Origin of the sequence: Streptomyces bicolor (assembly GCF_000719285.1) — a bacterium.
Classification (GTDB): Bacteria; Actinomycetota; Actinomycetes; order Streptomycetales; family Streptomycetaceae; genus Streptomyces; species Streptomyces bicolor.
The window spans coordinates 225491-249196 of the sequence record NZ_JOFS01000017.1 but is presented as its reverse complement, the minus strand read 5'-3'; the positions used below and the strand labels follow the sequence as shown (position 1 = coordinate 249196).

Below are 23706 nucleotides of genomic sequence, written 5' to 3'. Positions count from 1 at the left end.
ACGGAGGGGTACCGGTTTGCGTCTGAGGAGAATAACGCTTCGTACAGGCACTGCTACGCCCAGTTGCTCAAATCACCGATTGCGTCTCTTCTGTAACCGATTGACGCCCGATCAAGTGCCGCAGAGTGACCGCTTGTTGATCGAATCCGCCCGTGTTCCGGCTCAGTCCGGGGCGTGTTGTGGCCGTGTGCAGCCAAGGGGACTGGACAGGGGTTCGCGGGGGTATGGAGTGCGGATTGGCCGCATGGCCGGGCGTGGTCGCCTCGCCGTCTGTCGCGGCGGCGTGCCTCACCCTTTCGGGCGTGCACATGCTCAGCGCCGACCGGATCGAGCTGGGCCGGTCGGCGCTGGGGGATCGGTGTCGTTTGAGGAGCGGGGCTCTGGGGTGCGGGGGCGCTGGGGTGCGGGGTCCTACCGTCGGCGCCGGTGCAGCGCGATCGCCGCGGCCGTGCCTCCGGCCACCGCGCCCACCCCGGCGGCCGCCGGGATGCCGACCTTCGCCGCCTTCCGGCCGGTGCGGTAGTCGCGCAGGCGCCAGTCCAGTTTGCGGGCGTGCTTGCGGAGCTTGGTGTCGGGGTTGATGGCGTAGGGGTGGCCGACGAGGGAGAGCATCGGGATGTCGTTGTGCGAGTCGCTGTAGGCCGCGCAGCGCGAGAGGTCCAGCTCCTCCGCGGCGGCCAGGGCGCGGACCGCCTCCGCCTTCGCCGGGCCGTGCAGCGGTTCGCCCACCAGCTTGCCCGTGTAGACGCCGTCCACCGACTCCGCCACCGTGCCCAGGGCGCCGGTGAGCCCCAGGCGGCGGGCGATCACCTGGGCGATCTCCACCGGGGCCGCCGTCACCAGCCACACCTTCTGGCCGGCGTCCAGGTGGGCCTGGGCGAGGGCGCGGGTGCCGGGCCAGATGCGCTCGGCCATGTACTCGTCGTAGATCTCCTCGCCGATCGACATCAGCTCGGAGACCCGGTGGCCCTTGACGATGGACAGCGCCGAGTCGCGCGCGTCCTGCATGTGCTCCGGGTCCTCGACGCCCGCCAGCCTGAACCACGCCTGCTGCCAGGCGAACTTGGCGAGGTCGCGGGTCTCGAAGAACTTCCGCTTGTACAGGCCCCGCCCGAAGTGGAACAGCGCGGCGCCCTGCATCACGGTGTTGTCCAGGTCGAAGAAGGCGGCGGCCTTCTCGTCGCCGAGCACCGGGAACTCCGGTTCCGCGGAGGAGTCCTCCGGGACTTCGGACACTGTCGCTTCCTGCGACGACTTGCGCGCTGCCTCCGCCGAGGCCTCGCCAGCCAACACGCTCCGCGCCGTGGCGGAGCGCCTACGGGGAGTGAGCCATCCAAGAGCGGCCATGACCGTGAGCATAGCCAGTTTGTTCGGTGCAACCGGAGTCGCGAGGTTTGAAGGTCGTGAACTCTCCGCGACCGCGCAGTTAAACGGCGTGGCGAGCCCGCGATCGAGCCCGCGCGGGTCGGCGCGCGAGAATGGCCGACATGAGCCCCCTCTTTCGTCGCGGTACGGCCAAGTCGCCCCGGGACCGGCTGGTCACACTCATCCGTAAACCCGGCTGTCATCTGTGTGATGACGCACAGATCGTCATCGAGAAGGTCTGCGGGGAACTCGGGGTGCCATGGGAACAGAAGGACATCACCCAGGACTCCCAACTCCATGACCAGTACTGGGAACAGATCCCCGTCGTCCTGGTCGACGGCGCCCAGCACACGTTCTGGCGCGTGAACGAAGATCGCCTCCGCAAAGCACTGACCAGCTAGTCCAACTGGCCGGGAAACTGGCTTAGGATCGACGGCGACCTGGTCTGGGGGGCGAGGATCGTTGAGGAGAGTGTGCGGTTTTGCCCCCGAAAGCAGAGGAACGGTGGTGCGTATACGCCGGTTCCATACCTGTGCGCCGGGAGTGCGTGAGCCCGGTCACGTTGGGCGGGCAAATCGGACACCATCTTTGTGCACGCGTTCACAAAGACATAGCCTGCATTCGACGGGGCGGTCTAGGTACGTGTGACCGCCTGCAGCCCCGCTCTACCCGCAGGAGCACCGTGGCAACTGGCCGAACACACCGACCGGCGACCCGTAGCCGAGGGATTCCCGAGGCCACCGTCGCCAGGCTTCCGCTGTACCTCCGCGCGCTGACCGCACTGTCGGAGCGCTCGGTACCCACGGTCTCCTCCGAGGAGCTCGCGGCCGCGGCGGGGGTCAACTCCGCCAAGCTGCGCAAGGACTTCTCGTACCTCGGGTCGTACGGAACGCGCGGTGTCGGCTACGACGTCGAGTATCTCGTCTACCAGATCTCCCGCGAACTCGGCCTGACCCAGGACTGGCCGGTTGTGATCGTCGGCATCGGTAACCTCGGCGCCGCGCTCGCCAACTACGGCGGCTTCGCCTCCCGTGGCTTCCGGGTGGCCGCACTCATCGACGCCGATCCGGCCATGGCCGGCAAGCCCGTCGCCGGGATTCCCGTGCAGCACTCCGACGACCTGGAGAAGATCATCCAGGACAACGGCGTGTCCATCGGTGTCATCGCCACTCCCGCCGGTGCCGCCCAGCCGGTCTGCGACCGGCTCGTGGCCGCCGGGGTCACCTCCATCCTGAACTTCGCGCCGACCGTGCTGTCCGTCCCCGAGGGCGTCGACGTGCGCAAGGTCGACCTCTCCATCGAGCTGCAGATCCTCGCCTTCCACGAGCAGCGCAAGGCCGGCGAGGAAGCCCACCCCGACGGCACCGGACCGGCCGCCGTCACCCGCGAGGAGTCCGGCGACTCCGCCGAATCCGCCGACCAGGGGCCCGACGGGGACGTACCCGCCGTGATGCCGGCATGAGTCTCCTCGTCGTGGGGCTGAGCCACCGCAGCGCCCCGGTCAGCGTCCTGGAGCGGGCCGCACTGAGCGCGGACGCCCAGATCAAGCTGCTGCAGGACACGGTCGCCGCCGAGCCGGCCACCGAGGCCGCCGTGCTGGCCACCTGCAACCGCATCGAGCTGTACGCCGACGTGGACAAGTTCCACGCCGGTGTCGCCGAGCTGTCCACGCTGCTCGCCCAGCACAGCGGGGTGGGGCTCGACGAGCTCACGCCCTACCTGTACGTCCACTACGAGGACCGCGCCGTCCACCACCTGTTCTCGGTGGCCTGCGGGCTCGACTCCATGGTCGTCGGCGAGGGACAGATCCTCGGGCAGATCAAGGACTCCCTCGCCAAGGCGCAGGAGCTGCACAGCGCCGGTCGGCTGCTCAACGACCTGTTCCAGCAGGCCCTGCGGGTCGGCAAGCGCGCGCACTCCGAGACCGGCATCGACCGCGCCGGGCAGTCGCTGGTCACCTTCGGCCTCGAGCAACTGGCCGTGGGGGCCGACGTCACGGCGTGGGCGCACGGCAAGAAGGCCCTCGTCATCGGCGCCGGCTCGATGTCCTCCCTGGCCGCCGCCACGCTCGCGCGTGCCGGTGTCGCCGAGATCGTCATCGCCAACCGCACCTTGGACCGCGCCGAGCGCCTCGCCCAGATCCTCGCCGAGACCGACGGCACGGACGTGCCCGCCCGCGCGGTACCGATGGAGTCGGTGCCGGTCGAGCTGACACGTGCCGATGTCGCCGTCTCCTGCACCGGCGCGACCGGGCTCGTCCTCACCGCCGAGGAGATCGCCGCGGCGGTCGAGGGCCGTACCGGTCAGCCGGTCGCCTTCGAGGAGGCGGGCGGCAGTGGTCGTACGGCCGACAAGGCGCCCGCGCCCAGGACGAACGCGGACTCCGCCGACGTACGGCAGACCCCGCTGCCGCCCACCGGCGTCGGCACCGACGAGAACTTCCCGCTGGAACTGACCGCCGTGCAGGGAGGTTTCTCTGTGCTCGGGGAGGCCGCCGTCGCCGGTATGGACGCGGCCACGCTGGAGCAGCACGCGGCCTGGGCGGCCGGCAGTGCCGTCGACCGGCGTGAGGCCACCCGGCGCAGCCCCGAGGCCGACGCCGAGCTGATCACCGCGCTCGCCGCGACCGTGGCCACCGTCGGCCGTATCCCCGAGCGCCGCAAGCCGGAGCCGGTCGCCGAGGTGCCCCGCCCCGTGCCGGTGCTGTCGCTGCTCGACCTCGCCATGCCGCGCGACATCGACGCGGCCGTGCACCGGCTGGCCGGGGTGCGCCTCGTGGACATCGAGTCGCTGGCGGAAGCTTCCGCCGACGCTCCCATGGCGGCCGACGTCGACCAGGTCCGCCGTATCGTCTCCGACGAGGTCGCGGCCTTCGGGGCGGCGCAGCGGGCCGCGCACATCACGCCCACCGTCGTCGCGCTGCGCACGATGGCCGCCGATGTCGTGGCGAGCGAGATCGCCCGCCTCGAGGGCCGGCTGCCGGGCCTCGACGACAAGCACCGCAGCGAGATCTCGCAGACCGTGCGGCGCGTCGTCGACAAGCTGCTGCATGCGCCGACCGTGCGGGTCAAGCAGCTCGCGGCCGAGCCCGGCGGCGCCGGGTACGCGGACGCGCTGCGCACCCTGTTCGACCTCGACCAGGAGACGGTGGCCTCCGTCTCCCGGGCCGAGGACAGCACCGAGAAGGACCGAGGCCCAAGATGACTCAGCAGCCACTACGGCTCGGCACCAGGCGCAGCAAGCTCGCCATGGCGCAGTCCGGGCAGGTCGCGGACGCCGTGCGCCGGGTGACCGGACGGCCCGTCGAGCTGGTCGAGATCACCACGTACGGCGATGTCTCGCGCGAGGCCCTCGCGCAGATCGGCGGCACGGGTGTGTTCGTCACCGCCCTGAGGGACGCGCTGCTGCGAGGCGAGGTCGACTTCGCGGTGCACTCCCTGAAGGACCTGCCGACCGCGCAGCCCGAGGAACTGGTCCTGGCGGCCGTTCCGGTGCGGGAGGATCCGCGCGATGTGATCGTCGCGCGGGACGCCCTGAAGTTCACCGACCTGCCGCGCGGGGCACGCATCGGTACGGGTTCGCCGCGCCGGATGGCGCAGCTGAACGCGTACGCCCGCGCGCACGGGCTCGACATCGAGACCGTCGCGATCCGCGGGAACGTGGACACGCGGATCGGGTATGTGCGCGATGGTGAGCTTGATGCGGTTGTTCTGGCTGCGGCTGGACTGAACCGGATCGGCCGCATCGACGAGGTGACCGACTTCCTGTCGGTCGACACGGTTTTGCCCGCCCCCGGCCAGGGGGCACTGGCGATCGAGTGCACCGCGGACAACGCGGACCTCATCGCCGCGCTCGGCGAGCTCGACGACCCGTTCACGCGGGTCGCCGTCACCGCCGAGCGATCACTGCTCGCCGCCCTGGAGGCCGGCTGCTCCGCCCCTGTGGGCGCGCTGGCCGACCTGCTGGCCGACGGGCAGATTGTCAAGGAAATGCGCCTGCGCGGCGTCGTCGGCACGACCGACGGCACCCGCATGGTGCAGCTGTCCACCACCGGTCCCGTGCCCGAGACGCACGACCAAGCGCTGGCGCTCGGTCGCGAACTCGCCACCGAGATGCTTGCCCAGGGCGCGGCCGGTCTGATGGGGGAGCGAGCACATTGAGCCCCACCAATCTTCCCGCCGGCCTTGAACACGGGCACGTCACCTTCCTCGGTGCCGGACCCGGGGATCCGGGGTTGCTGACTCTGCGCGCCGTGGAGGCGCTGGCGAACGCCGACGTACTCGTCGCCGAGCACGAGGTGCTCGACGTCGTACGCGAGCACGCCAGACAAGGCGTCGCTGAAGTGCACACGGACACGGGTCCTTCGTCGGACACCGCTCCGGGCACAGGCACGCCTCAGCTCGCGGTTGTTGACGGCGCGTCAACAACCGCTGGGCTACCCGCGGTGCGGGATGCCGCACATCTTGTCATGGAGGCCGCGCGGGGCGGCAGGCGGGTCGTGCGTGCGGTGTCCGGGGATCCCGGGCTCGACGCGTACGCCGCCGAGGAGATGCTGGCGTGCGCCGCGGCGGGCGTGCCGTTCGAGGTCGTGCCCGGTGTCGCAGCGGCCGTGGGCGTGCCCGCGTACGCCGGTGTGCCGCTGCGGGACGCGCAGGGCGCGGACGTGCGGTTCGTGGACGCGCGGACGGCGTCCGACCGGTGCTGGACCGAGGTCGGGGCGTCGGACGGCACGGTCGTCGTGTCGACGACGCTGGACTCCGTCGGCGCGGCCGCCGGTGAGCTGGTCTCGGCGGGGCGCAAGCCCGATACGCCGATGACGGTGACGGTCGCGGGTACGACCACTCGGCAGCGGACCTGGACCGCGACGCTCGGGACCATCGCGCAGATGCTGAAGCAGGCCAAGGTGCTGCCTTCGCCCGAGGGCGGGCGGCCGGTGATAGCCGTGGTCGGTGAGCGTTCCGCCGCCGCCCAGCGCGACCAGTTGTCGTGGTTCGAGTCCAAGCCGCTCTTCGGGTGGCGGGTGCTCGTGCCGCGTACGAAGGAGCAGGCGGCTTCGCTCTCCGACCAGCTGCGGTCTTACGGGGCCGTGCCGCACGAGGTGCCGACGATCGCCGTCGAGCCGCCGCGGACGCCTCAGCAGATGGAGCGGGCGGTCAAGGGGCTGGTGACCGGGCGGTACGAGTGGATCGCCTTCACGTCGGTGAACGCGGTCAAGGCCGTGCGGGAGAAGTTCGAGGAGTACGGGCTCGATGCCCGGGCGTTCGCGGGGATCAAGGTCGCTGCGGTGGGGGAGCAGACGGCGAAGGCGCTGATCGCGTTCGGCGTCAAGCCGGATCTCGTGCCCAGCGGGGAGCAGTCGGCAGCGGGGCTGCTGGAGGACTGGCCGCCGTACGACCCGGTGTTCGACCCCATTGACCGGGTGTTCCTGCCTCGGGCCGACATCGCCACGGAGACGCTGGTGGCGGGGCTCATCGAGCTGGGCTGGGAGGTCGATGACGTCACGGCCTATCGGACCGTGCGGGCGTCGCCGCCGCCGGCGGAGACCCGGGAGGCGATCAAGGGGGGTGGCTTCGACGCCGTTCTCTTCACCTCGTCGTCGACCGTGCGGAACCTGGTGGGCATCGCCGGGAAGCCGCACAACGTGACGGTGATCGCCTGTATCGGGCCTGCCACCGCGAAGACGGCCGAGGAGCACGGGCTTCGGGTGGATGTGATGGCTCCCGAGCCGTCCGTGCACAAACTGGCCGAGGCGCTGGCCGACTTCGGGGCGGCGCGGCGGGCGGCGGCGCTGGATGCGGGTGATCCGGTGACGCGGCCTAGCGAGCGTCGGCCGGGGGCTCGGCGGAGGCGTACGACGACCTGATGGGCTGTCACAGGTGAGGGCGGGGCCGGTTCGGCCTCGCCCTCACTTTGTTTTCTGGCTGTGATGGGTGGTCAGTTCGGCGCCGGGGTCGGGGTCTCGTCGGCCTGGATGTCGAAGTTCATCTTGGTGCCCTCGACCGAGCTCACGGTCGCTGTGACGCCCAAGGTGCTGCCGTCACCCGCAGTCAGCTTGCACCGGGTGGTCGTGCCTACCTTCGCGGGGACGGCCTCGGGGCATGTGACGTCCGGCTTGGGCTGGTTCGCAGTAGCGGCCAGCTTTTCGGCGACCAGGTCAGCCAGCTTTTCCGCAGACATTTTCAGCTCGGGCTTTTCGACCTTCACCGACGCGGAACAGCCTGTGAGTAACGCGCCAACGGCTACGGCCGAGAGGATCGAAGTTGCTGCGGACAGCCGGGGCACGGCCATGGGGGACTCCATTTCGGATGAGCGAGGCACAAATACACGGAGCATACTGGGCGGGTCCGACTGGCTCATGAGACTGCCTTGGTCGGCCCTCGGGCCTGCGTTCTTGGCACGCGATTCGGCGGTAGAGAGATCCGCCATATCTTCACCCTTTCCCCACTCTCGTGGCTCGATCGTTGTATCGGCGGTGCCGCGGGGGTAGTCGGCGCCTCCGCTTGTTCTTCTCTGCGGTGGTGAAACGGTTTATCGGACGGCGGACCTGTGTGACTTGGGGAATTTTCCGGGCGGTTTTGTGGGCGTGGGTATCGGAGCTCCCCGTGCATCCTGACGGTGCAGGTCAGTGATATGTTTCGTGGCCGACGGCAGTGCTGACCTGCCTGTCTTTGGCATGCGTTCACGGGGGCGGTGAATCGAATATGAGCATGGATGGCTTTCGAGCCGATCCGGAAGAGCTCAGGGGTGGCGCTTCAGATATTCAAAAATGTCTGAATCCGGCCAAGGACGCCGATTTCGGCGCACTGAATCGCAGTGTGGAAGAATTTGGCAATCTGATCGTGTCCGGGAAGTTTGAAAAATTCTGCGACACGTGGGACGTGGCCATCGGGGTCCTTGGGGAACGTTCGACCGGCTTGGCTGACGAACTCAAGAGGACGGCGGACAGCTATGAGCGATCGGATGCCGAGGCAGAGCGGCTGGTGAGTCCGTCTCACGCGGGACGGTAAGAACGGGGGACGGGCATGGCTGCCGATCTGGGCGAGACGAAAGACCCCAAGGAGCTGATCCCCGGTGACGCGGGGAACCTGGACAGTATTGTGCAGTCACTCAGGAAGTATTCCGGCAACTTCGAGGATGTCGGTGACGGACTGGGTGGCGTACGTATTTCCGGCTGGACCGGGCCGGCCAGCGACGGATTCTCCGAGAAACTCGCCGGCGAGAAGAAGAACTGGCTTTACGCGTCCGACCAGATGTCAGAGGCCGCCTCGACGATCAGTACATACGCCTCAGCGCTGAGCGAGGCGCAGCGGCAGGCCCGAGAGGCCATCGCGCTGTGGGACGGGGGCGACAAAAGCCACGCCGAGTTGACCTTGAACAATGCCCGCCAGTATCTGCGGGACGAAGGCGACAAGGCGGCGGAGAAGCTCAAGGAGCTGTCCGGCGACTCCGACAAGGCGCCGGACTGGCTGGCGAGGGCGGCGAAAACCGCCGAGAACCAGAAGGAGTCGGGGAAGTTCAGCTACGGCAAGACCTTCTACGAAGGTCAGGCCAAGGACCTCAGGGGGGCAGAGCACCGCACCTGGGGCACGGCCAACGGCCAGTCCGCCGAGGATCCCCAGGCCAAGCCCAAGGCGGGTCACGAGACCAAACTCTGGGAGAGGACCGCCGAAGCGGAGGCCTGGAAGGCCGAGGCCGAAGGTGAGACGGAGTGGGCGGGCGGGAAGGCCGCAGGAAAGGCCGGCGTCCAGGTGCTCTCGGCGCAGGCCACCGCAGGGGCGTCCATTGCCGACGGTAGGTTGCAGGCCGGAGTCGGCGCTTCCGCCAACCTGGTAGCAGCCTCCGCGGAGGGCAGTATCGAGAACGGCCCCTTTGCCGCCAGTGGAAAGGCCTCGGCATCTGTTGGCGCCGAAGCCTCAGCCAAGGCGTCCGTGGGAAAGGACGGTGTGCATGCCGGCATCGAGGGATTTGTGGGTGGCAAGGCCGGCGTGGAGGGCCATGGCGATATTGCCGGTGTCGGGATCGGTGGCAAGGCCGAGGTAAGTTACGGACTCGGCGGCAAAGCCACCTTTGATGCCGGCATGAAGGACGGGAAGTTCGTCATCGGTGGAGAGCTGGGTGCCACAGTTGGGGTCGGCGCCAGCGTGGGCGGGCAGGTCGAGATCGACCCGGGTAAGGTCGTCGATTCGATCGGTGACGCAGCCGATTTCGTTGGCCTTGATGATGTCGGAGACACGGTGAAAGAGTGGAACCCCTTCGGCTGACGCTACTTCGAATTCCGCACACTGAAGGAGATGATCCACCATGGCGACCACGCTGCCGGTGAAGATCGAGTTTTCATTGCCGGAGGGTTGGCAGCCGGCGTCCCCCGATGAGATGGGCGCCCCAGAGGTCGCTTTCGTCGCGCTCCACCCCGAGTCTCGGGACGGGTTCACCGCGAATATCACCATTGCCGGCAAGATGCGGAATGACCTGGCTGACCTGGTCACCCTCGCCGATGAGTCGGTCCAACGATTGAGTCAGGGGACAACGGTGCGCGTCGCCAAGCGGCATCAGGTGGGAACACCGGAGGCGCCCGTACTCACCCAGACCCTCCGTCTGTCGGGCAGGCTGCGCGGGTTGCCCGTGGAACTGGTGCAGAGCCAGGTGTACGTGACCATGCAGGATGTGCACGATCCCGCCAAACGTGCGGTGCTGGAGTTCACGTTGACCTCCAAGTTGTCCCAGCTGGATGCCGTCCAGGAGGACTTCAAGGAGTTCGTCCGGTCAATTCGCCCTGCGGACCCTGCCGCGGCGTAGCTCTCCTGCACCTCGGCGCTCATGGGTGAGCCCCTCGCGAATCAGATCCGCGAGGGGCTCACCCATGAGCAGTTCCACTCAGGCTGAGCGCCACGTCTGCGCCGGTACCAGGTCGAGGACGTCGCACAGGTAGTTCAGCTTCGGATCGATACCGTCCGGCCGCAGCCGTCCCTCGAACCACGTGATCAGCTCGTTCCCGTGGAATCGAAGAGGTCCGTCCTTGACGCGCGGGTCGGAAAGGAGGAACCGCACCAGGTCATCGGTCATCACGGTTCGTGCGAACGGCTCGTCGTCGGTGATGACGCGAAAGTCCTCGTCGAATTCTGGATTCCCCAGCTTCACCTCGTTGTCGCCGAGACCGAACGCGTTGTTGAGGCGGTTGTCCGCCCGCTCCAGCATATTCGGCCTATCGATGATCACGCCGGGCGTGGGTGCCGGCAGCGTGACCGTGAGCGCGACGAAATACCGATGGTCGTTCGTCCCGGCGTCGGCGGCGTCGAAATCGCGCGGGCGGTACTCGAAGCAGCTGACAGTGTGCCCCCGGAATTCACCGGTGACGTAGTCCCAGAGGTAATGGCCCTTTGCGCGGAAGGGCGGTGCTCCCACGTATCGCTCTGCCCCGCCGGGGATCTCTGCGGTGTAGTTCCAGCCGCGTTCCTGGGCGAGCTGGACAAGCCCCGCCTGATCTTGCTCGCTCCGCACGTCCCTTTTGTTCACACGTCTGATGCCGTAGATAACGACGACGAAACCAGTGGCAATCACCAGGAACATGATGGTCGGCACGAGTACTTCCAGCACGTCATCCATGGTGCATGAGTATGGGGGATGCCGGAACGCAGCGCGCACACGGGCCGCCGGGGAAACGATCCATCCCGTTTCTTCGGCGTTTAAGTGAGGGCGATGTGAGGGCTGTGTGTTATCGGTCGTGCTGTGGCTGCATTTTGGCGTGGCGCCTACACCGGCGTGACGGTATGGCCGAAGCGAAGCAGGTTGGTGGGGTCGTAAGCCGCCTTGTCCTTGCGCAGGCGGTCGTAGACCTCCGGGGTCCAGGCTCGGGCGCGGTCGGAATCGTCGCCGGGGGTGCCGTGGATGTTGATCATCGTGAGGCCTGTGCCGTAGGGGGCCATCGCTGCGTGGAGGGCTGTTGTGGCCTCTTCTATGGCCGCGGCCATAGGTGGCGCGGCCAGGACGCCCACCGCTTCCAGCAGGTAGTTCGCGTCCCGGGCGCAGATCGCGTCCTCCTCGCGGGCGGGGCGGGCGAGGGCGCCGCCCATGTGGCGGAACTCCACTATGAGCAGGGGGTAGTCGGGGACCTCGGGGCCCGCCTGGGACAGGAACGTTCGGACGGCGTCGGGCGGGAGATCGCGCATCAGGGTGCACGACTCGCGGGCGGGGAGCGGGTCCTGCGGTTCGATGTGGATGCGGTCCAGGGCGGCGTACGGCATCTCCTCCACCGTGTCGACCGCCACCGGCGCGGCCGCGCGGATCGGGGCCAGCAGGCGTTCACCCTCGGCCGGGTCTCCGGGCCAGGCGATCACGACGCGGGCCCAGAAGCCGCCGCGCAGCGGTTCGGGGATCTCCGGGATGGGCGGCAGGCGGAGGAGGGCGAAGGCGCTGCACATCTCGTCCGGAAGTGTTCGTGTCCAGTCGATCCAGGTGCGCAGCACGGGTTCGGCGTGCTCGCCGGGGTAGTAGACGCCGCCGCCCAGAAGCGTGGCCAGGGGGATCAGTTCGCAGGTCATGGAGGTGACCACGCCCACGTTGCCCTTGCCGCCGCGCAGTGCCCCGAACAGCTCCGGCTCGTCTTCGGGGTCGCACTCGTGGAGCGTGCCGTCGGGCGTGGCGACCTGGAAGGAGCGGACCAGGTCGGTCGCGTAGCCGTAGGCCCGGCCCAGGACGGGGAGCCCGCCGCCGAGCGTGTAGCCGACCGCGCCCGAGTCCGAGGCCGTGCCGCAGAGCGCGGCGAGGCCGTGCGGTGCGGTCGCGTCCGAGACGTGGCGCCACTTCGCTCCGGCCGCGACCGTCGCGAGGCGCTCCTGGGGGTCGACGTGTACGTCCGTCATGCGGGCCGTGTTGATCAGCAGGCCGTGGTCGATGGGGAAGTTCGCGCCGTGGCCCGTCGCCTGGACCGCGACCGGCGTGCCGGTGGCCGACGCCCAGCGCAGCGCCGTCACGATGTCATCGACGCCCGTCGCACCCACGACCACGTCCGGTGTGTGCAACGCGGCCAGGTTGAAGCCGGTGACCTCCTCGGCGTAGCCGTCGTCGCCGGGGCGCAGGACCGGTCCGTGGATCTCGGAGAGGGCGAACAGGTCGGGGGTGTTGTGGTGGTGGGTGGCGGTCATCGCGTCCTCCGCTGTGCGGGTACGGAGGGACGGCGGCGGTCTTCACCGAGGGGCGGGGCCGTCGGGGTCCTGGGGCTCTTTCTCAGGATGGACCCGGTGGCTGGGAGGGTGCATGCGGGCCGCTTGGGACGGTACGTCCGTGCCGACGTACCGTCGGCAAAGGTGCTGCCGGGGCGGGCGTAGCGTAGGTGGCATGACGACGTACGGATCCTTCCCGGGCACGCGGCCGCGGCGTCTGCGGACCACTCCCGCCATGCGGCGTATGGTCGCCGAGACCAGGCTGCACCCCGCCGACTTCATCCTCCCGGCCTTCGTGCGCGAGGGTGTCAGCGAGCCGGTGCCGATCGCCGCCATGCCGGGGGTCGTTCAGCACACCCGGGACAGCCTGAAGAAGGCCGCTGCCGAGGCCGTTGAGGCCGGTGTCTCCGGGATCATGCTCTTCGGGGTGCCCGAGGAGGGGAAGAAGGACGCCCTGGGTACGCCCGGGACCGATCCGGACGGGATCCTGCAGGTCGCCATCCGGGATGTCCGGGCCGAGGTGGGGGACGAGCTTCTCGTCATGTCCGACCTCTGTCTCGACGAGACCACCGATCACGGGCACTGCGGCGTGCTGGACTCGCAGGGGCGCGTCGACAACGACGCGACCTTGGAGCGCTACGCCGAGATGGCTCAGGTGCAGGCCGACGCCGGGGCCCATGTGGTCGGGCCCAGCGGGATGATGGACGGGCAGATCGGCGTCGTCCGTGACGCGCTCGATCAGATCGGGCGGGAGGATGTCGCCATCCTCGCCTACACCGCCAAGTACGCCTCCGCCTTCTACGGGCCCTTCCGGGAGGCCGTCGCCTCCTCGCTCAAGGGGGACCGGAAGACCTATCAGCAGGACCCGGCGAACGTGCGGGAATCGCTGCGGGAGCTGGCCCTCGACCTGGAGGAGGGGGCCGACATGGTGATGGTCAAGCCGGCCGGGCCCTACCTCGACATCCTGGCCCGGGTCGCCGACGCGGTGGACGTGCCGGTCGCCGCCTACCAGATCTCCGGCGAGTACTCGATGATCGAGGCGGCCGCCGAGAAGGGCTGGATCGACCGGGACCGGGCGATCCTCGAGGCGCTGACCGGCATCAAGCGGGCGGGTGCGCGCAACATCCTCACCTACTGGGCGACGGAGGCGGCGCAGAAGCTGGGCAGCCGTTCCTGACGCGGAAACGGCGTACGGCCGAGCGTACGGGGGCCGGTCATGGCCTGTCGGACGCCGGTGGCGTCGTGGTCGTGGCCGTCGGGGTGGTCGGGGTCGATGGCCCCTCGTCGCGCAGGCCCTGGCCGTCCTCGCACGCGGTGAGCGTGAACGCGGCGATCGCCGCCAGCGTGGCGGCGAGGAGCCGGGCGCGGGGGCGGCGGGCGGGGGGTGCGGACGCGGACATGGAGTGGCCCTCTCCTCGGGTGGGGGCTGGGATCGGTCCTCAGCCTGCGTGATCATCCCTCCTGGCCGCCACCCTCGCGCGGGAATTCGGGACGCTGGAGTGGTGGGACCGTCGTTGACCTGCGGGGATGGACCGTCCCGGCGGCTTGGCGTGGGACGCCGGGCGACCGCAAACCCTGGGGCGGGTGTTCCCGGGGAGCCCCTGGAGTGCGTAGCGGGTCCCTGTCGGTCCGTATCCCGGAAAGCTGCTTGTAGACGGCATGTAGTTCTCTAGGCTGCCCGGCACGAGCCGTCCCACTCGTCGTCGTAGCCGAAGGAGCCGTGTCATGAGCGCTGTCATGAGTTTGACCGAGTCCGCGCCCCACCCCGCCCGAGCCGACGTGCCGTCACTCGCGGCGCGGGCCGCGTCGGTGGGTGGCTCGCCCGTGCGCGACATCCTCGCCGTCACCGCCCGACCCGAGGTCATCAACTTCGCGGGCGGGCTGCCGGCGCCCGAGCTGTTCGACCGGGAGGGCATCGCGGCCGCCTTCCGTGACGTACTCGCCGAGACGCCGGCACGGGCGCTGCAGTACTCCACGACTGAGGGCGAGCCCAGCCTGCGCACCGGTCTCGCCGCGCGCATGTCGGCGCGAGGGCTCGCGACGGACGCCGACGACCTGCTCGTCACCACCGGCTCCCAGCAGGGCCTGTCGCTCCTCGCCACCGCGCTGCTGGATCCCGGGGACACGGTTCTCGTCGAAGACCCCTGTTATCTGGCGGCACTTCAGGCCTTCGGGCTTGCGGGAGCGCGGGTCGTGGCCGTTCCGGGGGACGCCGACGGGGTGGACGCCCGGGCGCTGGAGGAACTGGTGGTGCGGGAGCGGCCCAAGCTCTTCTACACCGTGCCGACCTTCCAGAACCCGACCGGCAGAACCCTGCCCGCCGAGCGCAGGGCGGCCGTCGCGGAGGTCGCCGCGCGGGGCGGGGTGTGGATCGTCGAGGACGACCCGTACGGCGAACTCCGGTACGAGGGTGAGCGCGTGCCCTGGATCTCCTCCTACCCGGGGGCGGAGGACCGCACGGTGCTGCTCGGTTCCTTCTCCAAGGTGATGGCGCCCGGGCTGCGGCTGGGCTGGCTGCGCGCGCCGGCCGCCCTGCGGCGCGCCTGCGTGGTCGCCAAGCAGGCCGCCGACCTGCACACCCCGACCCTCAACCAGCTCGCCGCCGCCCGCTACCTCACCGGCCTCGACGCCCATGTGGCCCGCGTCAGGGACGTCTACCGTGAACGCCGCGACGCCATGCTGGCCGGGCTGGCGCAGGCGCTGCCGGAGGGCTCCACCTGGGACCGGCCGACGGGCGGGATGTTCCTCTGGGCCCGTCTGCCGGAGCCGTACGACACGACGGCCCTGCTCCCGAAGGTGGTGCGGCACGATGTCGCCTACGTCCCCGGGGCGCCGTTCTACGCCGGTGAGCCCGATCGGTCGACGATGCGGCTGTGCTTCGTCACGCAGACGCCGGAGGAGATCGGGGAGGGGCTGAGGAGGCTGGGGGAGGGGCTGCGGTCCTAGGACCGATGATCGAGGGCCAATGATCCAGGGCGGGTCGGGCCCTGGAGGGCAGACGGGGCCCGGGCCGCGTTCCTAAGGTGAAAGGCATGTCCGACACCTTGCGGTCCGATTCCGACACCTCGCGGTTCGATGTCGATGCGTACTTCCGGCGGATCGGTTGGGAGGGGGAGCGGCGGGCCGACGTGGCGACGCTGCGGGGCGTGCACCTGGCGCATATGCGGGGCATCCCCTTCGAGAACCTGGACGCCCTGCGGCGTACGGCTCCCTCCCTCGAACCGGCCGACCTGATGGCCAAGCTGGTGCACAGCCGGCGCGGCGGCTACTGCTACGAGCACAACACCCTGTTCGCGTGCGCGCTGGAGGCGCTGGGCTTCCAGGTGACCCGGCTCGCGGCGCGTGTCGTGGTCGGAGCGGACCGCATCGAGAGCCGCCCGCGCACTCACATGGCCCTCCTCGTCGAGGCACCGGGCGACCCCCAGCCGTATCTCGCGGACGTCGGCTTCGGTGCGATCGGTGCGCTGCTGGAGCCGGTGCCGCTGACGGCCGGTGTCGAGTTCCGGGACGCGGAACGCCGGCACCGGCTCGCCCACGCGCCGCACGACGGGCCGCTGGAGCTGTGGCTCCTCCAGGCCCACGACCGGGTGAAGGACGACTGGACGGACCAGTACGCGTTCACTCTGGAGCCGTTCGAGAAGCCCGACTTCGAGGTCATCAACTGGCACATCGGCACCAATCCGCGCTCGCCCTTCACCCAGCGCGTCTACGTCCAGAGCGTCACCGCCGAACGCCACCTCCTCCTCAACGGCCGGCTCCTCACACAGACGCGTGCGGACGGGGCCGTCGTCGAGCGGGAGATGACGGACGAGGCTCGGGTGCGGCGGTTGCTGGACGAGGAGTTCGGGATCGACGTACCGGAGGGAATGCTGTTGCTGCCGGAGTGAGGCGGCTCGGTCGGTCGGCGCTCGGGCGGTGGTCGGTCTTCGGTCAGTCTTCGATCAGTCTTCGGTCAGTCCCACCAGAAGTGCCAGGCCGGCTGGTTGAGGAGCCGCTTCTCGGCATACGCGCCAACCGTTGGGTCGCCGCTCTGGAGGATGTTGTCCGGGCAGAACGCGAAGTGCTCGGCGGCGACGGCCTCCGCCTCGGCCAGGATGGTCGGCGGGAAGGCCACGGAGACGAGGAGTTGGTCGAAGCCGAGCGCCACGACCCGTATGCCGAACCGGTCCTCCCAGGAGCGGAGCACCGCGCAGAGACGGGCCACGTCACTCTCGTGGTTCACCGGGCCCGTCCAGCCGATCGCCGCCGGGATGTCGGCGCTGCGGCGGGCCGGGACGAGGGCGAGGCGGGGTTCCTCCAGCAGGCCGCCGCTCTCGGCGAGCGAGTCCGCGATGTCCGTGGCGACCGCGTCCGGGTCGTCGGCGGAGACGGGGGCGGAGGTGGAGACGGAGGTGGGCACGGGGGCGGGGGCGTCGGCCAGGCCGGGCCATTCCTCTTCCGTCTCGCCCGCCGCGTACTCGTCCCAGAGATCCGCCAGTACCTCCTCGGCGTCGTGATCTCCCGGGTACGACATCGCCTCGGGCGCCAACTCCCAGAGCTCCGGGCCACCATGGCGGCCGCCCGCGTCGATGACGACCGACAGCAGGCCGGCCGACCGCCGGGCCGGTGCCAGCGCGGCCCACGCGCCGGGTGCCGCCTCCTCGTCCGCGAGCCACAGCAGCGGCTCGTGCCACGGCCCCTCCACGGTCGCGTCCAGGAGTCTGCCGGGCGGGAGCTGGAGGCCGAGGACGCCGCCCGTGGGGTCGGTGGCCAGCTTCGGCAGGGGGTTCGGAAGTGTCGCCATGTCGGTGACTGTAGGGGGTGCCACTGACAACGGGGCTTCGAGGATCCGGGGGTGGGACGGCGGGGCCCCGGCAAGGTGGTGTGGTGCGCGTCCGGCCACCCGGTGATCCACGGCTACGCCGGGTTCACCCGGCCGTCGAAGCACTCCGGCTCGCCGCCCGCCGCCGGACGGAAGCAGGCCCGGGCGACGGTGCCGGGGGGAGCCGCGGTCATGGGTGTGTAGACGTAGTTGTCCGCGTCGACGGCGTCGTGGACCTCCGCACTGCGCACGGGACCCTCACCACCGCCCGCCGTCATCTCGATCCGGTCCCCGACGCGCGTCCCCCACATCCGCGCCCAACTCGTCCCGCACTCCTCGCTGTAGCGCAGCTCCATCCAGGCTCCGGTGGCCGTGCGGTGCGTGGCGACGGTCGTCGGCGCGACGTCGCACTGCATGCCCTTCGGGTTCTCGCCCTCACAACCCGCTCCCAGACAGCGCGGCCCCGTCACCGCCGGGGACGGGGGCAGAGACGACCGGGGGTCGCCGTCCCCGTGCGGCAGCAGGAACGCCAACGCCGCAAAGCCCCCGACAGCCGCGGCACACACCGACGCGAGGACAGCCATGGCCATGGCGCTTCGGTGCACGGCGTCAGCGGTGCCTCCGACAGCGCCGACTGCAGGTGTGACCTCCTGCGGAGACGGAGACGGAGGCGGAAACGGGGCCGCGGCTGGAGGCGGGGACGAGTCCTGCACCCCCGACCCCACCGCACCCACCGCACCCACCGGCCGTCCACCCCGCCCGCTCCCCTCCGCCTCCGCGATCTCCCACAGGGCCAGACACCGGCCCTCCGGCTCGCCGGCGAGGCGGCACAACTCCTGCACCGCGTCCCGCGGGGGCAGCGTCCTGCCGTTGAGGTAGCGGTCCCAGGAGGACTTGCTGAACGCGGTCTTCGCCGCGAGGGCGGCCAGGCTCAGACCGGTACGGCCCCTCAACTCCCGTAGGCAACTGCTCAGTCGGGCCCGCTCCGGAGACGGTGCCGTCATCGCCGTAGGTCCTTCCAGGTGTGCGGCCCGACGACGCCGTCCACGACCAGCCCGGACCGCTTCTGCAGTTTCCGGACCGCCCGTTCCGTCAACGGACCGAAGATCCCGTCGATGCCGCCCGGCGAGACGCCCGCCCGACGCAGCAGACACTGCGCCTCGGCCACCGCCGGCCCGGCATGGCCGGACGCCAGAACGGCGTCCTCGGTACGGCTGTTGCCCGCGTACCAGCGACCATCGATCCGCTCGATCCGACAGGTGTATGCGGGGGGCGACCCGGTGGGCGTGGCGGACGTGGCGACAGGAGCTGCAGCTCCCTCTCCCTCGCCGCCGACCAGCCGTACGACGAGAAATACCGCCGCGGAGACGGCCAGCACCAGCGCCACAGCCCCCGCCACGACCGCGACGAGCAGCGAACCCCCGGGCGACCGCGCCCCGTTGACCCCGGCGGGCAGGGGCTCCGGCACTGTCTCCGTCGGTTCCGGTACGGAGGCGTCCGCGTCCGCCGCGGTCACCACCTCGCGTCCCCTCGCCCACGCCTCCGCGGCGACCTCGTGCAACGCCAGCAGCCGGGTCGGATCCTCGCCCCCGATCCGGGCCAGCGCCTCGACGGCCTCCCGGGGTGGCAGAGACCTGCCGCCCAGATACCGTTCCCACGACTTCGGGCTGTACCCCGTCCTCGCCGCCAACTGCCGCAGGCTCAGCCCGCTGTGATCCTTCAGCCGGCGCAGCCGTACCACCAACTGCCGTACGCGCGGATCCAGTTCCGCGGGCAGCGCTGCCCAACGCGACATGTTCTCCCCCACTCGCGTTCACGGTCCGGGCGCACGGTCCGTGGTCAGCGTCCCCCGCGCCCCCCGCCGCATTCTGCCGCAGCTTCCACGGCCCGCACCGGAGGACGGTTCCCGCAGAGGTACGAAATCGGACATCGCCCATCCCGCCGCGCCGTCTCGACGTGTGGCGTCCGCGCAGGTCAGCGGGCAGGACGTCCCACGATGACGTCACTTCCGCCGCACTTGTGGCAACCCTCGCCGCCGGCCCCGCACTCTCGTACCACCAGCCAGGCGGCACAGGCCGCCACCCGACTCAGAGTGAGAGGGCAACACATGCGACCGAATGTCTGGACCAGGACCCTCGTCAGCGTCAGCGCCGTCGTCGGCCTCGCCGCCGGAAGCCTCGCCACCGCGGGCACCAGCTTCGCCGCGCAGGACGCGAAGCCGGCCGTGAGCTCCGAGGTCTCCGTCCTCGCGGTGAACAACCTCGGACTGACCAATGCCGAGGCCAAGAAGGTCCAGCGCTGGCTGAAGCAGTACTGGGGCTACACGGGCGTGATCGACGGGCTGCTCGGCGAAAACAGCTGGAAGGCGTTCCAGCGCTGCCTCAAGCAGAACTGGGGCTACACCGGCGCGATCGACGGCAAGGTCGGCCCCAACACCATCAAGGCCCTGCAGCGCCTGCTGAAGAACAGCTGGGGTTACACCGGCCCGATCGACGGCAAGGCCGGCTCCGGCACCAAGGCCGCCTTCAAGCGGTTCGCCAACGGCATCTAGGCAGGCCCCGGCCCCACGCGAGCCACAACGCACCGCGGCCCGTCCTCCCTGCGGGGGAGAGGACGGGCCGCACGCGTTCCCTCAGGCGCTCAGAGCCGCTCGGGCGTCCGGATGCCCAGCAGGGCCATGCCCTGGTGGAGGGTGCGGGCGGTCAGGTCGACCAGGAACAGGCGGTTCTCCGTCTGCTCCGAGGTGTCGGCCTTGAGGACCGGGCACTGGTCGTAGAGCGTCGTCAGGTGCGAGGCCAGCTGGTACAGGTACGCGGCCAGCTTGTGCGGTGCGTACTCCGCGGCCGCATCGAAGACCGTGTCGCCGAACGCGTCCAGGTGGAGGCCCAGGGCCCGCTCCGCCGGGGCGAGTTCGAGCTCCGGGTGCGCGACCGGGGCAGCTCCCTCCGCCTTGCGCAGGATCGACTTGATACGGGCGTACGCGTACTGCAGGTAGACCGACGTGTCGCCGTTCAGCGACACCATCTGGTCCAGGTCGAACTTGTAGTCACGGTTCGGCGACGTCGACAGGTCCGCGTACTTCACGGCGCCGATCCCGACGTACCGCCCGTTCTCGACGATCTCCTCCTCGGTCAGGCCCACCTTCTCGGCCTTCTCCCGTACGACCGCCGTCGCCCGCTCGACCGCCTCGTCCAGCAGGTCCTCCAGCCGTACGGTCTCGCCCTCACGCGTCTTGAACGGCTTGCCGTCCGCACCCAGCACCGTGCCGTAGCCCATGTTGTGCGCGGTGACGTGCTCGCTCAGCCAGCCCGCCCGGCGGGCCGTCTCGAAGACCATCTTGAAGTGGAGCGACTGACGTACGTCCACGACGTACAGCAGCGTCGTCGCGTGCAGGTCGAAGACACGGTTGCGGATCGCGGTCAGGTCGGAGGCCGCGTAGCCGAAGCCGCCGTCGGCCTTCTGCACGATCAGCGGGACCGGCTGGTCGTCCTTGCCGCGGATCTCGTCGAAGAACACCACGAGCGCGCCCTCGGAGCGCACCGCGACGCCCATCTCCTCCAGGAGGCGGGCGGTCTCGGGCATGCCCTCGTTGTACGCGGACTCGCCGACGATCTCCTCGTCACGGATCTCCATGTCGAGCTTCTCGAAGACGGAGTAGAAGTAGACCTTCGACTCGTCCACGAACTGCTGCCACAGCTCGAGCGTCTCCTTGTCACCGGACTGCAGGGCGACGACCCGCTTGCGGGCCCGCTCCTTGAACTCCTCGTCCGAGTCGAAGAGGGCACGCGACGCCTTGTACACCCGGTTGAGGTTCGACATGGCCTGCTCGCCGTCGACGTCCTCCGGGGGGGCCAGCTCGCCGGGGTGCTCGAACAGGTACTGGATGAGCATGCCGAACTGGGTACCCCAGTCGCCGATGTGGTGCCGGCCGATCGTCTTCTCGCCGGTGAAGTCGAGCATGCCGCGGAGGGCGTCGCCGATCACCGCGGACCTCAGGTGGCCGACGTGCATCTCCTTGGCCACGTTGGGCTGGGCGTAGTCGACGATGGTGATGCCGGGGTTGTCCTTGAGGGGGACGCCGAGACGGTCGCCGTCCGCCGCGCGCGCCGCGAGCGTCTCGGTGATCGCCTTGTCGGTGACGGTGATGTTGAGGAAGCCGGGGCCGGAGACTTCGACGTCCTTGAACAGGTCCGGGGCGGTGATCTTCTCGACGACCTGGGTGGCCAGCTCCCGGGGGTTGGCCTTGGCCTTCTTGGCGAGCGCCAGGATCCCGTTGGCCTGGTAGTCGGCCCGGTCGCTGCGTCGCAGCAGCGGGTCCGCGTCCGCGGTCTCCGGCAGGGTGGCCGAGAGGGCGTTCGCGAGGCGCTGGTGGACTTGAGCGGTGAGCGACGTGACCGAAGCCATGGGGTGGGAGCCGTTCTCCTCGGGGGATCAGATAGACACGGTCAGTATCCCACGGGGCTGCAAAGGGGTTTTTCCGTCTCGTCGCCGGGTGCGGGACGGTGGGGGCTTGTCGCGCAGTTCCCCGCGCCCCTTGAGGGGCGCTGCCGCAAAGGCGTTTTCGTTGTTGCCGTCCTTGCTGGGACAATGAGGGCGCCAGCCGTTGACCGTACGGCTGCCCCGGAGAAAGAAGGACGTGCCGATCGTGGCTCAGAGCACCGAGACCACCGACTGGGTCTCCCGTTTCGCGGATGAGGTCATCGAGGAGTCGGAGCGTCGGGCCCCGGGCAAACCGGTCGTCGTCGCGTCGGGACTCTCCCCCTCCGGACCCATCCACCTGGGCAACCTGCGCGAGGTCATGACACCGCACCTCGTCGCCGACGAGATCCGGCGGCGCGGGTACCAGGTCCGGCACCTGATCTCCTGGGACGACTACGACCGCTACCGCAAGGTGCCGGCCGGAATCGCCGGGGTCGACGAGTCGTGGGCCCAGCACATCGGCAAGCCGCTGACCTCCGTCCCGGCGCCCGCGGGATCGGCGTACCCGAACTGGGCCGAGCACTTCAAGGCGGCGATGACCGAGTCGCTCGCCGAGCTCGGCGTCGAGTTCGACGGGATCAGCCAGACCGCGCAGTACACCTCCGGTGTCTACCGCGAGCAGATCCTGCACGCCATGAAGCACCGCGGCGACATCGACGCCGTCCTCGCCCAGTACCGCACCAAGGCGAAGGCCGGCGCCAAGAAGTCGCAGAAGCCCGTCGACGAGGCCGAACTGGAGGCCGCCGAGGGGTCGGGGGCGGCCGGCGAGGACGACGGCAGCTCCGGGTCCGCCGGGTACTTCCCGTACAAGCCCTACTGCGGCAACTGCGAGAAGGACCTCACCACCGTCACCTCCTACGTCGACGACACCACCGAGCTGTCGTACACCTGCAACGAGTGCGGCTTCGCGGAGACCGTCCGGCTCAACGAGTTCAACCGCGGCAAGCTGGTCTGGAAGGTCGACTGGCCCATGCGGTGGGCCTACGAGGGTGTCGTCTTCGAGCCGAGCGGCGTCGACCACTCGTCTCCGGGCTCCAGCTTCCAGGTCGGCGGACAGATCGTCGGGATCTTCGGCGGCAAGCAGCCCATCGGGCCCATGTACGCCTTCGTGGGAATCTCCGGGATGGCGAAGATGTCGTCCTCGCGGGGCGGGGTGCCCACCCCGGCCGACGCCCTGAAGATCATGGAGCCGCAGATCCTGCGCTGGCTCTACGCCCGCCGCAGGCCCAACCAGTCCTTCAAGATCGCCTTCGACCAGGAGATCCAGCGGCTCTACGACGAGTGGGACAAGCTGGACGGGAAGGTGGCGGACGGGTCGGCGCTGCCCGCCGACGTCGCCGCGCACTCCCGTGCCGTGCGCACGGCGGGAGGCGAGCTGCCGCGTACGGCGCGACCGCTGCCGTACCGCACACTCGCCTCCGTCGCCGACATCACCGCCGGACACCAGGACCAGGCGCTGCGGATCCTCTCCGAGCTCGACCCGGAGAACCCGCTGGCCACCCTGGAGGAGGCCCGCCCCCGGTACGACAAGGCCGAGGCGTGGATCAACACCCACGTGCCCGCCGACCAGCGGACCATCGTGCGGGACGAGCCCGACGCCGAACTGCTGAAGTCCCTCGACGAGGCCTCCCAGCAGTCACTGCGGCTGCTGCTCGACGGCCTCGCCGAGCACTGGTCGCTGGACGGACTGACCCACCTCGTGTACGGCGTGCCCAAGGTGCAAGCCGGGTTCTCCGCGGACGCCACGCCCAAGGAGCTGCCCGCCGAGATCAAGACCGCCCAGCGGACGTTCTTCGCCCTGCTGTACCACCTGCTGGTCGGGCGGGACACCGGGCCGCGGCTGCCCACGCTGCTGCTGGCTGTCGGGCAGGAGCGGGTGCGGCGCCTGCTCGGCGAGTAAGC

General features: G+C 69.8%; 22 protein-coding genes. 13 read left to right on the top strand and 9 right to left on the bottom strand.

The window, feature by feature from the left end; translation table 11 throughout:
• Positions 1–411 precede the first annotated feature (411 nt).
• The gene (locus IF78_RS0123350) at positions 412–1347 is read right to left on the bottom strand and encodes an HAD family hydrolase (protein ID WP_078662550.1); all 936 of its coding nucleotides are present in this window, start codon (positions 1345–1347) and stop codon (positions 412–414) included.
• A gap of 131 nt (positions 1348–1478) precedes the next feature.
• On the opposite strand from IF78_RS0123350, the gene IF78_RS0123345 reads away from it, so the two are divergent.
• The 5 genes from IF78_RS0123345 to IF78_RS0123325 all read left to right on the top strand — a co-directional run bounded on the left by IF78_RS0123345 (position 1479) and on the right by IF78_RS0123325 (position 7228).
• Entirely contained in the window at positions 1479–1766 is a 288-nt protein-coding gene (locus tag IF78_RS0123345) for a glutaredoxin family protein (RefSeq protein ID WP_031478170.1), read from the top strand.
• A 281-nt stretch (positions 1767–2047) separates the two neighbouring features.
• Positions 2048–2827: a redox-sensing transcriptional repressor Rex gene (locus IF78_RS0123340; RefSeq protein ID WP_031478168.1), complete on the top strand. Its 780-nt coding sequence runs from the start codon at positions 2048–2050 to the stop codon at positions 2825–2827.
• Positions 2824–4569 carry a glutamyl-tRNA reductase gene (locus IF78_RS0123335; protein ID WP_031478166.1) on the top strand — a complete coding sequence of 582 codons (1746 nt, stop codon included), beginning with the start codon at positions 2824–2826 and terminating at the stop codon, positions 4567–4569. Before IF78_RS0123340 ends, IF78_RS0123335 begins: the two co-directional genes overlap by 4 nt.
• Positions 4566–5525 (top strand): hydroxymethylbilane synthase, encoded by a 960-nt coding sequence (hemC, locus tag IF78_RS0123330; protein WP_031478165.1) that lies wholly within the window; start codon positions 4566–4568, stop codon positions 5523–5525. Before IF78_RS0123335 ends, hemC begins: the two co-directional genes overlap by 4 nt.
• Positions 5522–7228: a bifunctional uroporphyrinogen-III C-methyltransferase/uroporphyrinogen-III synthase gene (locus IF78_RS0123325; RefSeq protein ID WP_037641005.1), complete on the top strand. Its 1707-nt coding sequence runs from the start codon at positions 5522–5524 to the stop codon at positions 7226–7228. The genes hemC and IF78_RS0123325 overlap by 4 nt, the downstream gene beginning before the upstream one ends.
• 71 nt (positions 7229–7299) lie before the next feature.
• Here IF78_RS0123325 and IF78_RS0123320 read toward each other — a convergent pair whose 3' ends face one another.
• Entirely contained in the window at positions 7300–7653 is a 354-nt protein-coding gene (locus IF78_RS0123320) for a DUF4333 domain-containing protein (protein WP_031478162.1), read from the bottom strand.
• A gap of 413 nt (positions 7654–8066) precedes the next feature.
• Between IF78_RS0123320 and IF78_RS48520 the strand changes: the two genes are divergently transcribed.
• From IF78_RS48520 to IF78_RS0123310, 3 genes are read left to right on the top strand one after another with little or no spacing between them, the layout of a single operon-like run.
• On the top strand, positions 8067–8372 hold the full coding sequence (locus IF78_RS48520) for a hypothetical protein (protein ID WP_158751481.1): 306 nt from the start codon (positions 8067–8069) through the stop codon (positions 8370–8372).
• Between the two features lie 15 nt (positions 8373–8387).
• The gene (locus IF78_RS0123315) at positions 8388–9626 is read left to right on the top strand and encodes a putative T7SS-secreted protein (RefSeq protein WP_031478160.1); all 1239 of its coding nucleotides are present in this window, start codon (positions 8388–8390) and stop codon (positions 9624–9626) included.
• A gap of 40 nt (positions 9627–9666) precedes the next feature.
• Positions 9667–10161 (top strand): hypothetical protein, encoded by a 495-nt coding sequence (locus IF78_RS0123310; protein ID WP_031478159.1) that lies wholly within the window; start codon positions 9667–9669, stop codon positions 10159–10161.
• Positions 10162–10239: 78 nt separating this feature from the next.
• Here IF78_RS0123310 and IF78_RS0123305 read toward each other — a convergent pair whose 3' ends face one another.
• Together IF78_RS0123305 and IF78_RS0123300 are read right to left on the bottom strand one after the other, a co-directional pair.
• The gene (locus tag IF78_RS0123305; RefSeq protein WP_158751479.1) at positions 10240–10968 is read right to left on the bottom strand and encodes a DUF3137 domain-containing protein; all 729 of its coding nucleotides are present in this window, start codon (positions 10966–10968) and stop codon (positions 10240–10242) included.
• 146 nt (positions 10969–11114) lie between these two features.
• The gene (locus IF78_RS0123300) at positions 11115–12506 is read right to left on the bottom strand and encodes an FAD-binding oxidoreductase (RefSeq protein ID WP_031478156.1); all 1392 of its coding nucleotides are present in this window, start codon (positions 12504–12506) and stop codon (positions 11115–11117) included.
• 193 nt (positions 12507–12699) lie between these two features.
• On the opposite strand from IF78_RS0123300, the gene hemB reads away from it, so the two are divergent.
• Positions 12700–13701 carry a porphobilinogen synthase gene (gene hemB / locus IF78_RS0123295; protein WP_031478154.1) on the top strand — a complete coding sequence of 334 codons (1002 nt, stop codon included), beginning with the start codon at positions 12700–12702 and terminating at the stop codon, positions 13699–13701.
• 37 nt (positions 13702–13738) lie between these two features.
• On the opposite strand, the gene IF78_RS0123290 is transcribed toward hemB, so the two are convergent.
• Entirely contained in the window at positions 13739–13924 is a 186-nt protein-coding gene (locus tag IF78_RS0123290) for a hypothetical protein (protein ID WP_031478152.1), read from the bottom strand.
• 337 nt (positions 13925–14261) lie between these two features.
• Between IF78_RS0123290 and IF78_RS0123285 the strand changes: the two genes are divergently transcribed.
• Entirely contained in the window at positions 14262–15470 is a 1209-nt protein-coding gene (locus IF78_RS0123285; protein ID WP_031478150.1) for an aminotransferase-like domain-containing protein, read from the top strand.
• 86 nt (positions 15471–15556) lie between these two features.
• Positions 15557–16411 carry an arylamine N-acetyltransferase family protein gene (locus tag IF78_RS0123280; RefSeq protein WP_031478149.1) on the top strand — a complete coding sequence of 285 codons (855 nt, stop codon included), beginning with the start codon at positions 15557–15559 and terminating at the stop codon, positions 16409–16411.
• Positions 16412–16476: 65 nt separating this feature from the next.
• On the opposite strand, the gene IF78_RS0123275 is transcribed toward IF78_RS0123280, so the two are convergent.
• The 3 genes from IF78_RS0123275 to IF78_RS0123265 all read right to left on the bottom strand — a co-directional run bounded on the left by IF78_RS0123275 (position 16477) and on the right by IF78_RS0123265 (position 19120).
• Complete coding sequence (locus IF78_RS0123275) at positions 16477–17307, bottom strand: DUF4253 domain-containing protein (protein WP_031478148.1); 831 nt, start codon at positions 17305–17307, stop codon at positions 16477–16479.
• Between the two features lie 113 nt (positions 17308–17420).
• The gene (locus tag IF78_RS0123270; RefSeq protein ID WP_031478146.1) at positions 17421–18329 is read right to left on the bottom strand and encodes a helix-turn-helix domain-containing protein; all 909 of its coding nucleotides are present in this window, start codon (positions 18327–18329) and stop codon (positions 17421–17423) included.
• Positions 18326–19120: a peptidoglycan-binding protein gene (locus IF78_RS0123265; protein ID WP_031478145.1), complete on the bottom strand. Its 795-nt coding sequence runs from the start codon at positions 19118–19120 to the stop codon at positions 18326–18328. The genes IF78_RS0123270 and IF78_RS0123265 overlap by 4 nt, the downstream gene beginning before the upstream one ends.
• A 312-nt stretch (positions 19121–19432) precedes the next feature.
• Here IF78_RS0123265 and IF78_RS0123260 point away from each other — a divergent pair, with 312 nt between their 5' ends.
• Entirely contained in the window at positions 19433–19876 is a 444-nt protein-coding gene (locus IF78_RS0123260; protein ID WP_031478144.1) for a peptidoglycan-binding domain-containing protein, read from the top strand.
• Between the two features lie 89 nt (positions 19877–19965).
• Here IF78_RS0123260 and argS read toward each other — a convergent pair whose 3' ends face one another.
• Positions 19966–21729 (bottom strand): arginine--tRNA ligase, encoded by a 1764-nt coding sequence (argS, locus tag IF78_RS0123255; RefSeq protein WP_031478142.1) that lies wholly within the window; start codon positions 21727–21729, stop codon positions 19966–19968.
• Between the two features lie 232 nt (positions 21730–21961).
• Here argS and lysS point away from each other — a divergent pair, with 232 nt between their 5' ends.
• Positions 21962–23704 carry a lysine--tRNA ligase gene (gene lysS, locus IF78_RS0123250; RefSeq protein ID WP_031478141.1) on the top strand — a complete coding sequence of 581 codons (1743 nt, stop codon included), beginning with the start codon at positions 21962–21964 and terminating at the stop codon, positions 23702–23704.
• Positions 23705–23706 lie beyond the last annotated feature (2 nt).

Coding starts and splice junctions, on each gene's coding strand:
- IF78_RS0123335 (WP_031478166.1), top strand. CDS start 2,824: ATGAGTCTCCTCGTCGTGGGGCTGAGCCACCGCAGCGCCCCGGTCAGC.
- IF78_RS0123275 (WP_031478148.1), bottom strand. CDS start 17,307: ATGGCGACACTTCCGAACCCCCTGCCGAAGCTGGCCACCGACCCCACG.
- IF78_RS0123315 (WP_031478160.1), top strand. CDS start 8,388: ATGGCTGCCGATCTGGGCGAGACGAAAGACCCCAAGGAGCTGATCCCC.
- argS (WP_031478142.1), bottom strand. CDS start 21,729: ATGGCTTCGGTCACGTCGCTCACCGCTCAAGTCCACCAGCGCCTCGCG.
- IF78_RS0123285 (WP_031478150.1), top strand. CDS start 14,262: ATGAGTTTGACCGAGTCCGCGCCCCACCCCGCCCGAGCCGACGTGCCG.
- IF78_RS48520 (WP_158751481.1), top strand. CDS start 8,067: ATGAGCATGGATGGCTTTCGAGCCGATCCGGAAGAGCTCAGGGGTGGC.
- IF78_RS0123305 (WP_158751479.1), bottom strand. CDS start 10,968: ATGGATGACGTGCTGGAAGTACTCGTGCCGACCATCATGTTCCTGGTG.
- IF78_RS0123345 (WP_031478170.1), top strand. CDS start 1,479: ATGGCCGACATGAGCCCCCTCTTTCGTCGCGGTACGGCCAAGTCGCCC.
- IF78_RS0123290 (WP_031478152.1), bottom strand. CDS start 13,924: ATGTCCGCGTCCGCACCCCCCGCCCGCCGCCCCCGCGCCCGGCTCCTC.
- IF78_RS0123320 (WP_031478162.1), bottom strand. CDS start 7,653: ATGGCCGTGCCCCGGCTGTCCGCAGCAACTTCGATCCTCTCGGCCGTA.
- hemB (WP_031478154.1), top strand. CDS start 12,700: ATGACGACGTACGGATCCTTCCCGGGCACGCGGCCGCGGCGTCTGCGG.
- IF78_RS0123280 (WP_031478149.1), top strand. CDS start 15,557: ATGTCCGACACCTTGCGGTCCGATTCCGACACCTCGCGGTTCGATGTC.
- IF78_RS0123300 (WP_031478156.1), bottom strand. CDS start 12,506: ATGACCGCCACCCACCACCACAACACCCCCGACCTGTTCGCCCTCTCC.
- IF78_RS0123310 (WP_031478159.1), top strand. CDS start 9,667: ATGGCGACCACGCTGCCGGTGAAGATCGAGTTTTCATTGCCGGAGGGT.
- IF78_RS0123265 (WP_031478145.1), bottom strand. CDS start 19,120: ATGTCGCGTTGGGCAGCGCTGCCCGCGGAACTGGATCCGCGCGTACGG.
- hemC (WP_031478165.1), top strand. CDS start 4,566: ATGACTCAGCAGCCACTACGGCTCGGCACCAGGCGCAGCAAGCTCGCC.
- IF78_RS0123270 (WP_031478146.1), bottom strand. CDS start 18,329: ATGACGGCACCGTCTCCGGAGCGGGCCCGACTGAGCAGTTGCCTACGG.
- IF78_RS0123260 (WP_031478144.1), top strand. CDS start 19,433: ATGCGACCGAATGTCTGGACCAGGACCCTCGTCAGCGTCAGCGCCGTC.
- IF78_RS0123350 (WP_078662550.1), bottom strand. CDS start 1,347: ATGGCCGCTCTTGGATGGCTCACTCCCCGTAGGCGCTCCGCCACGGCG.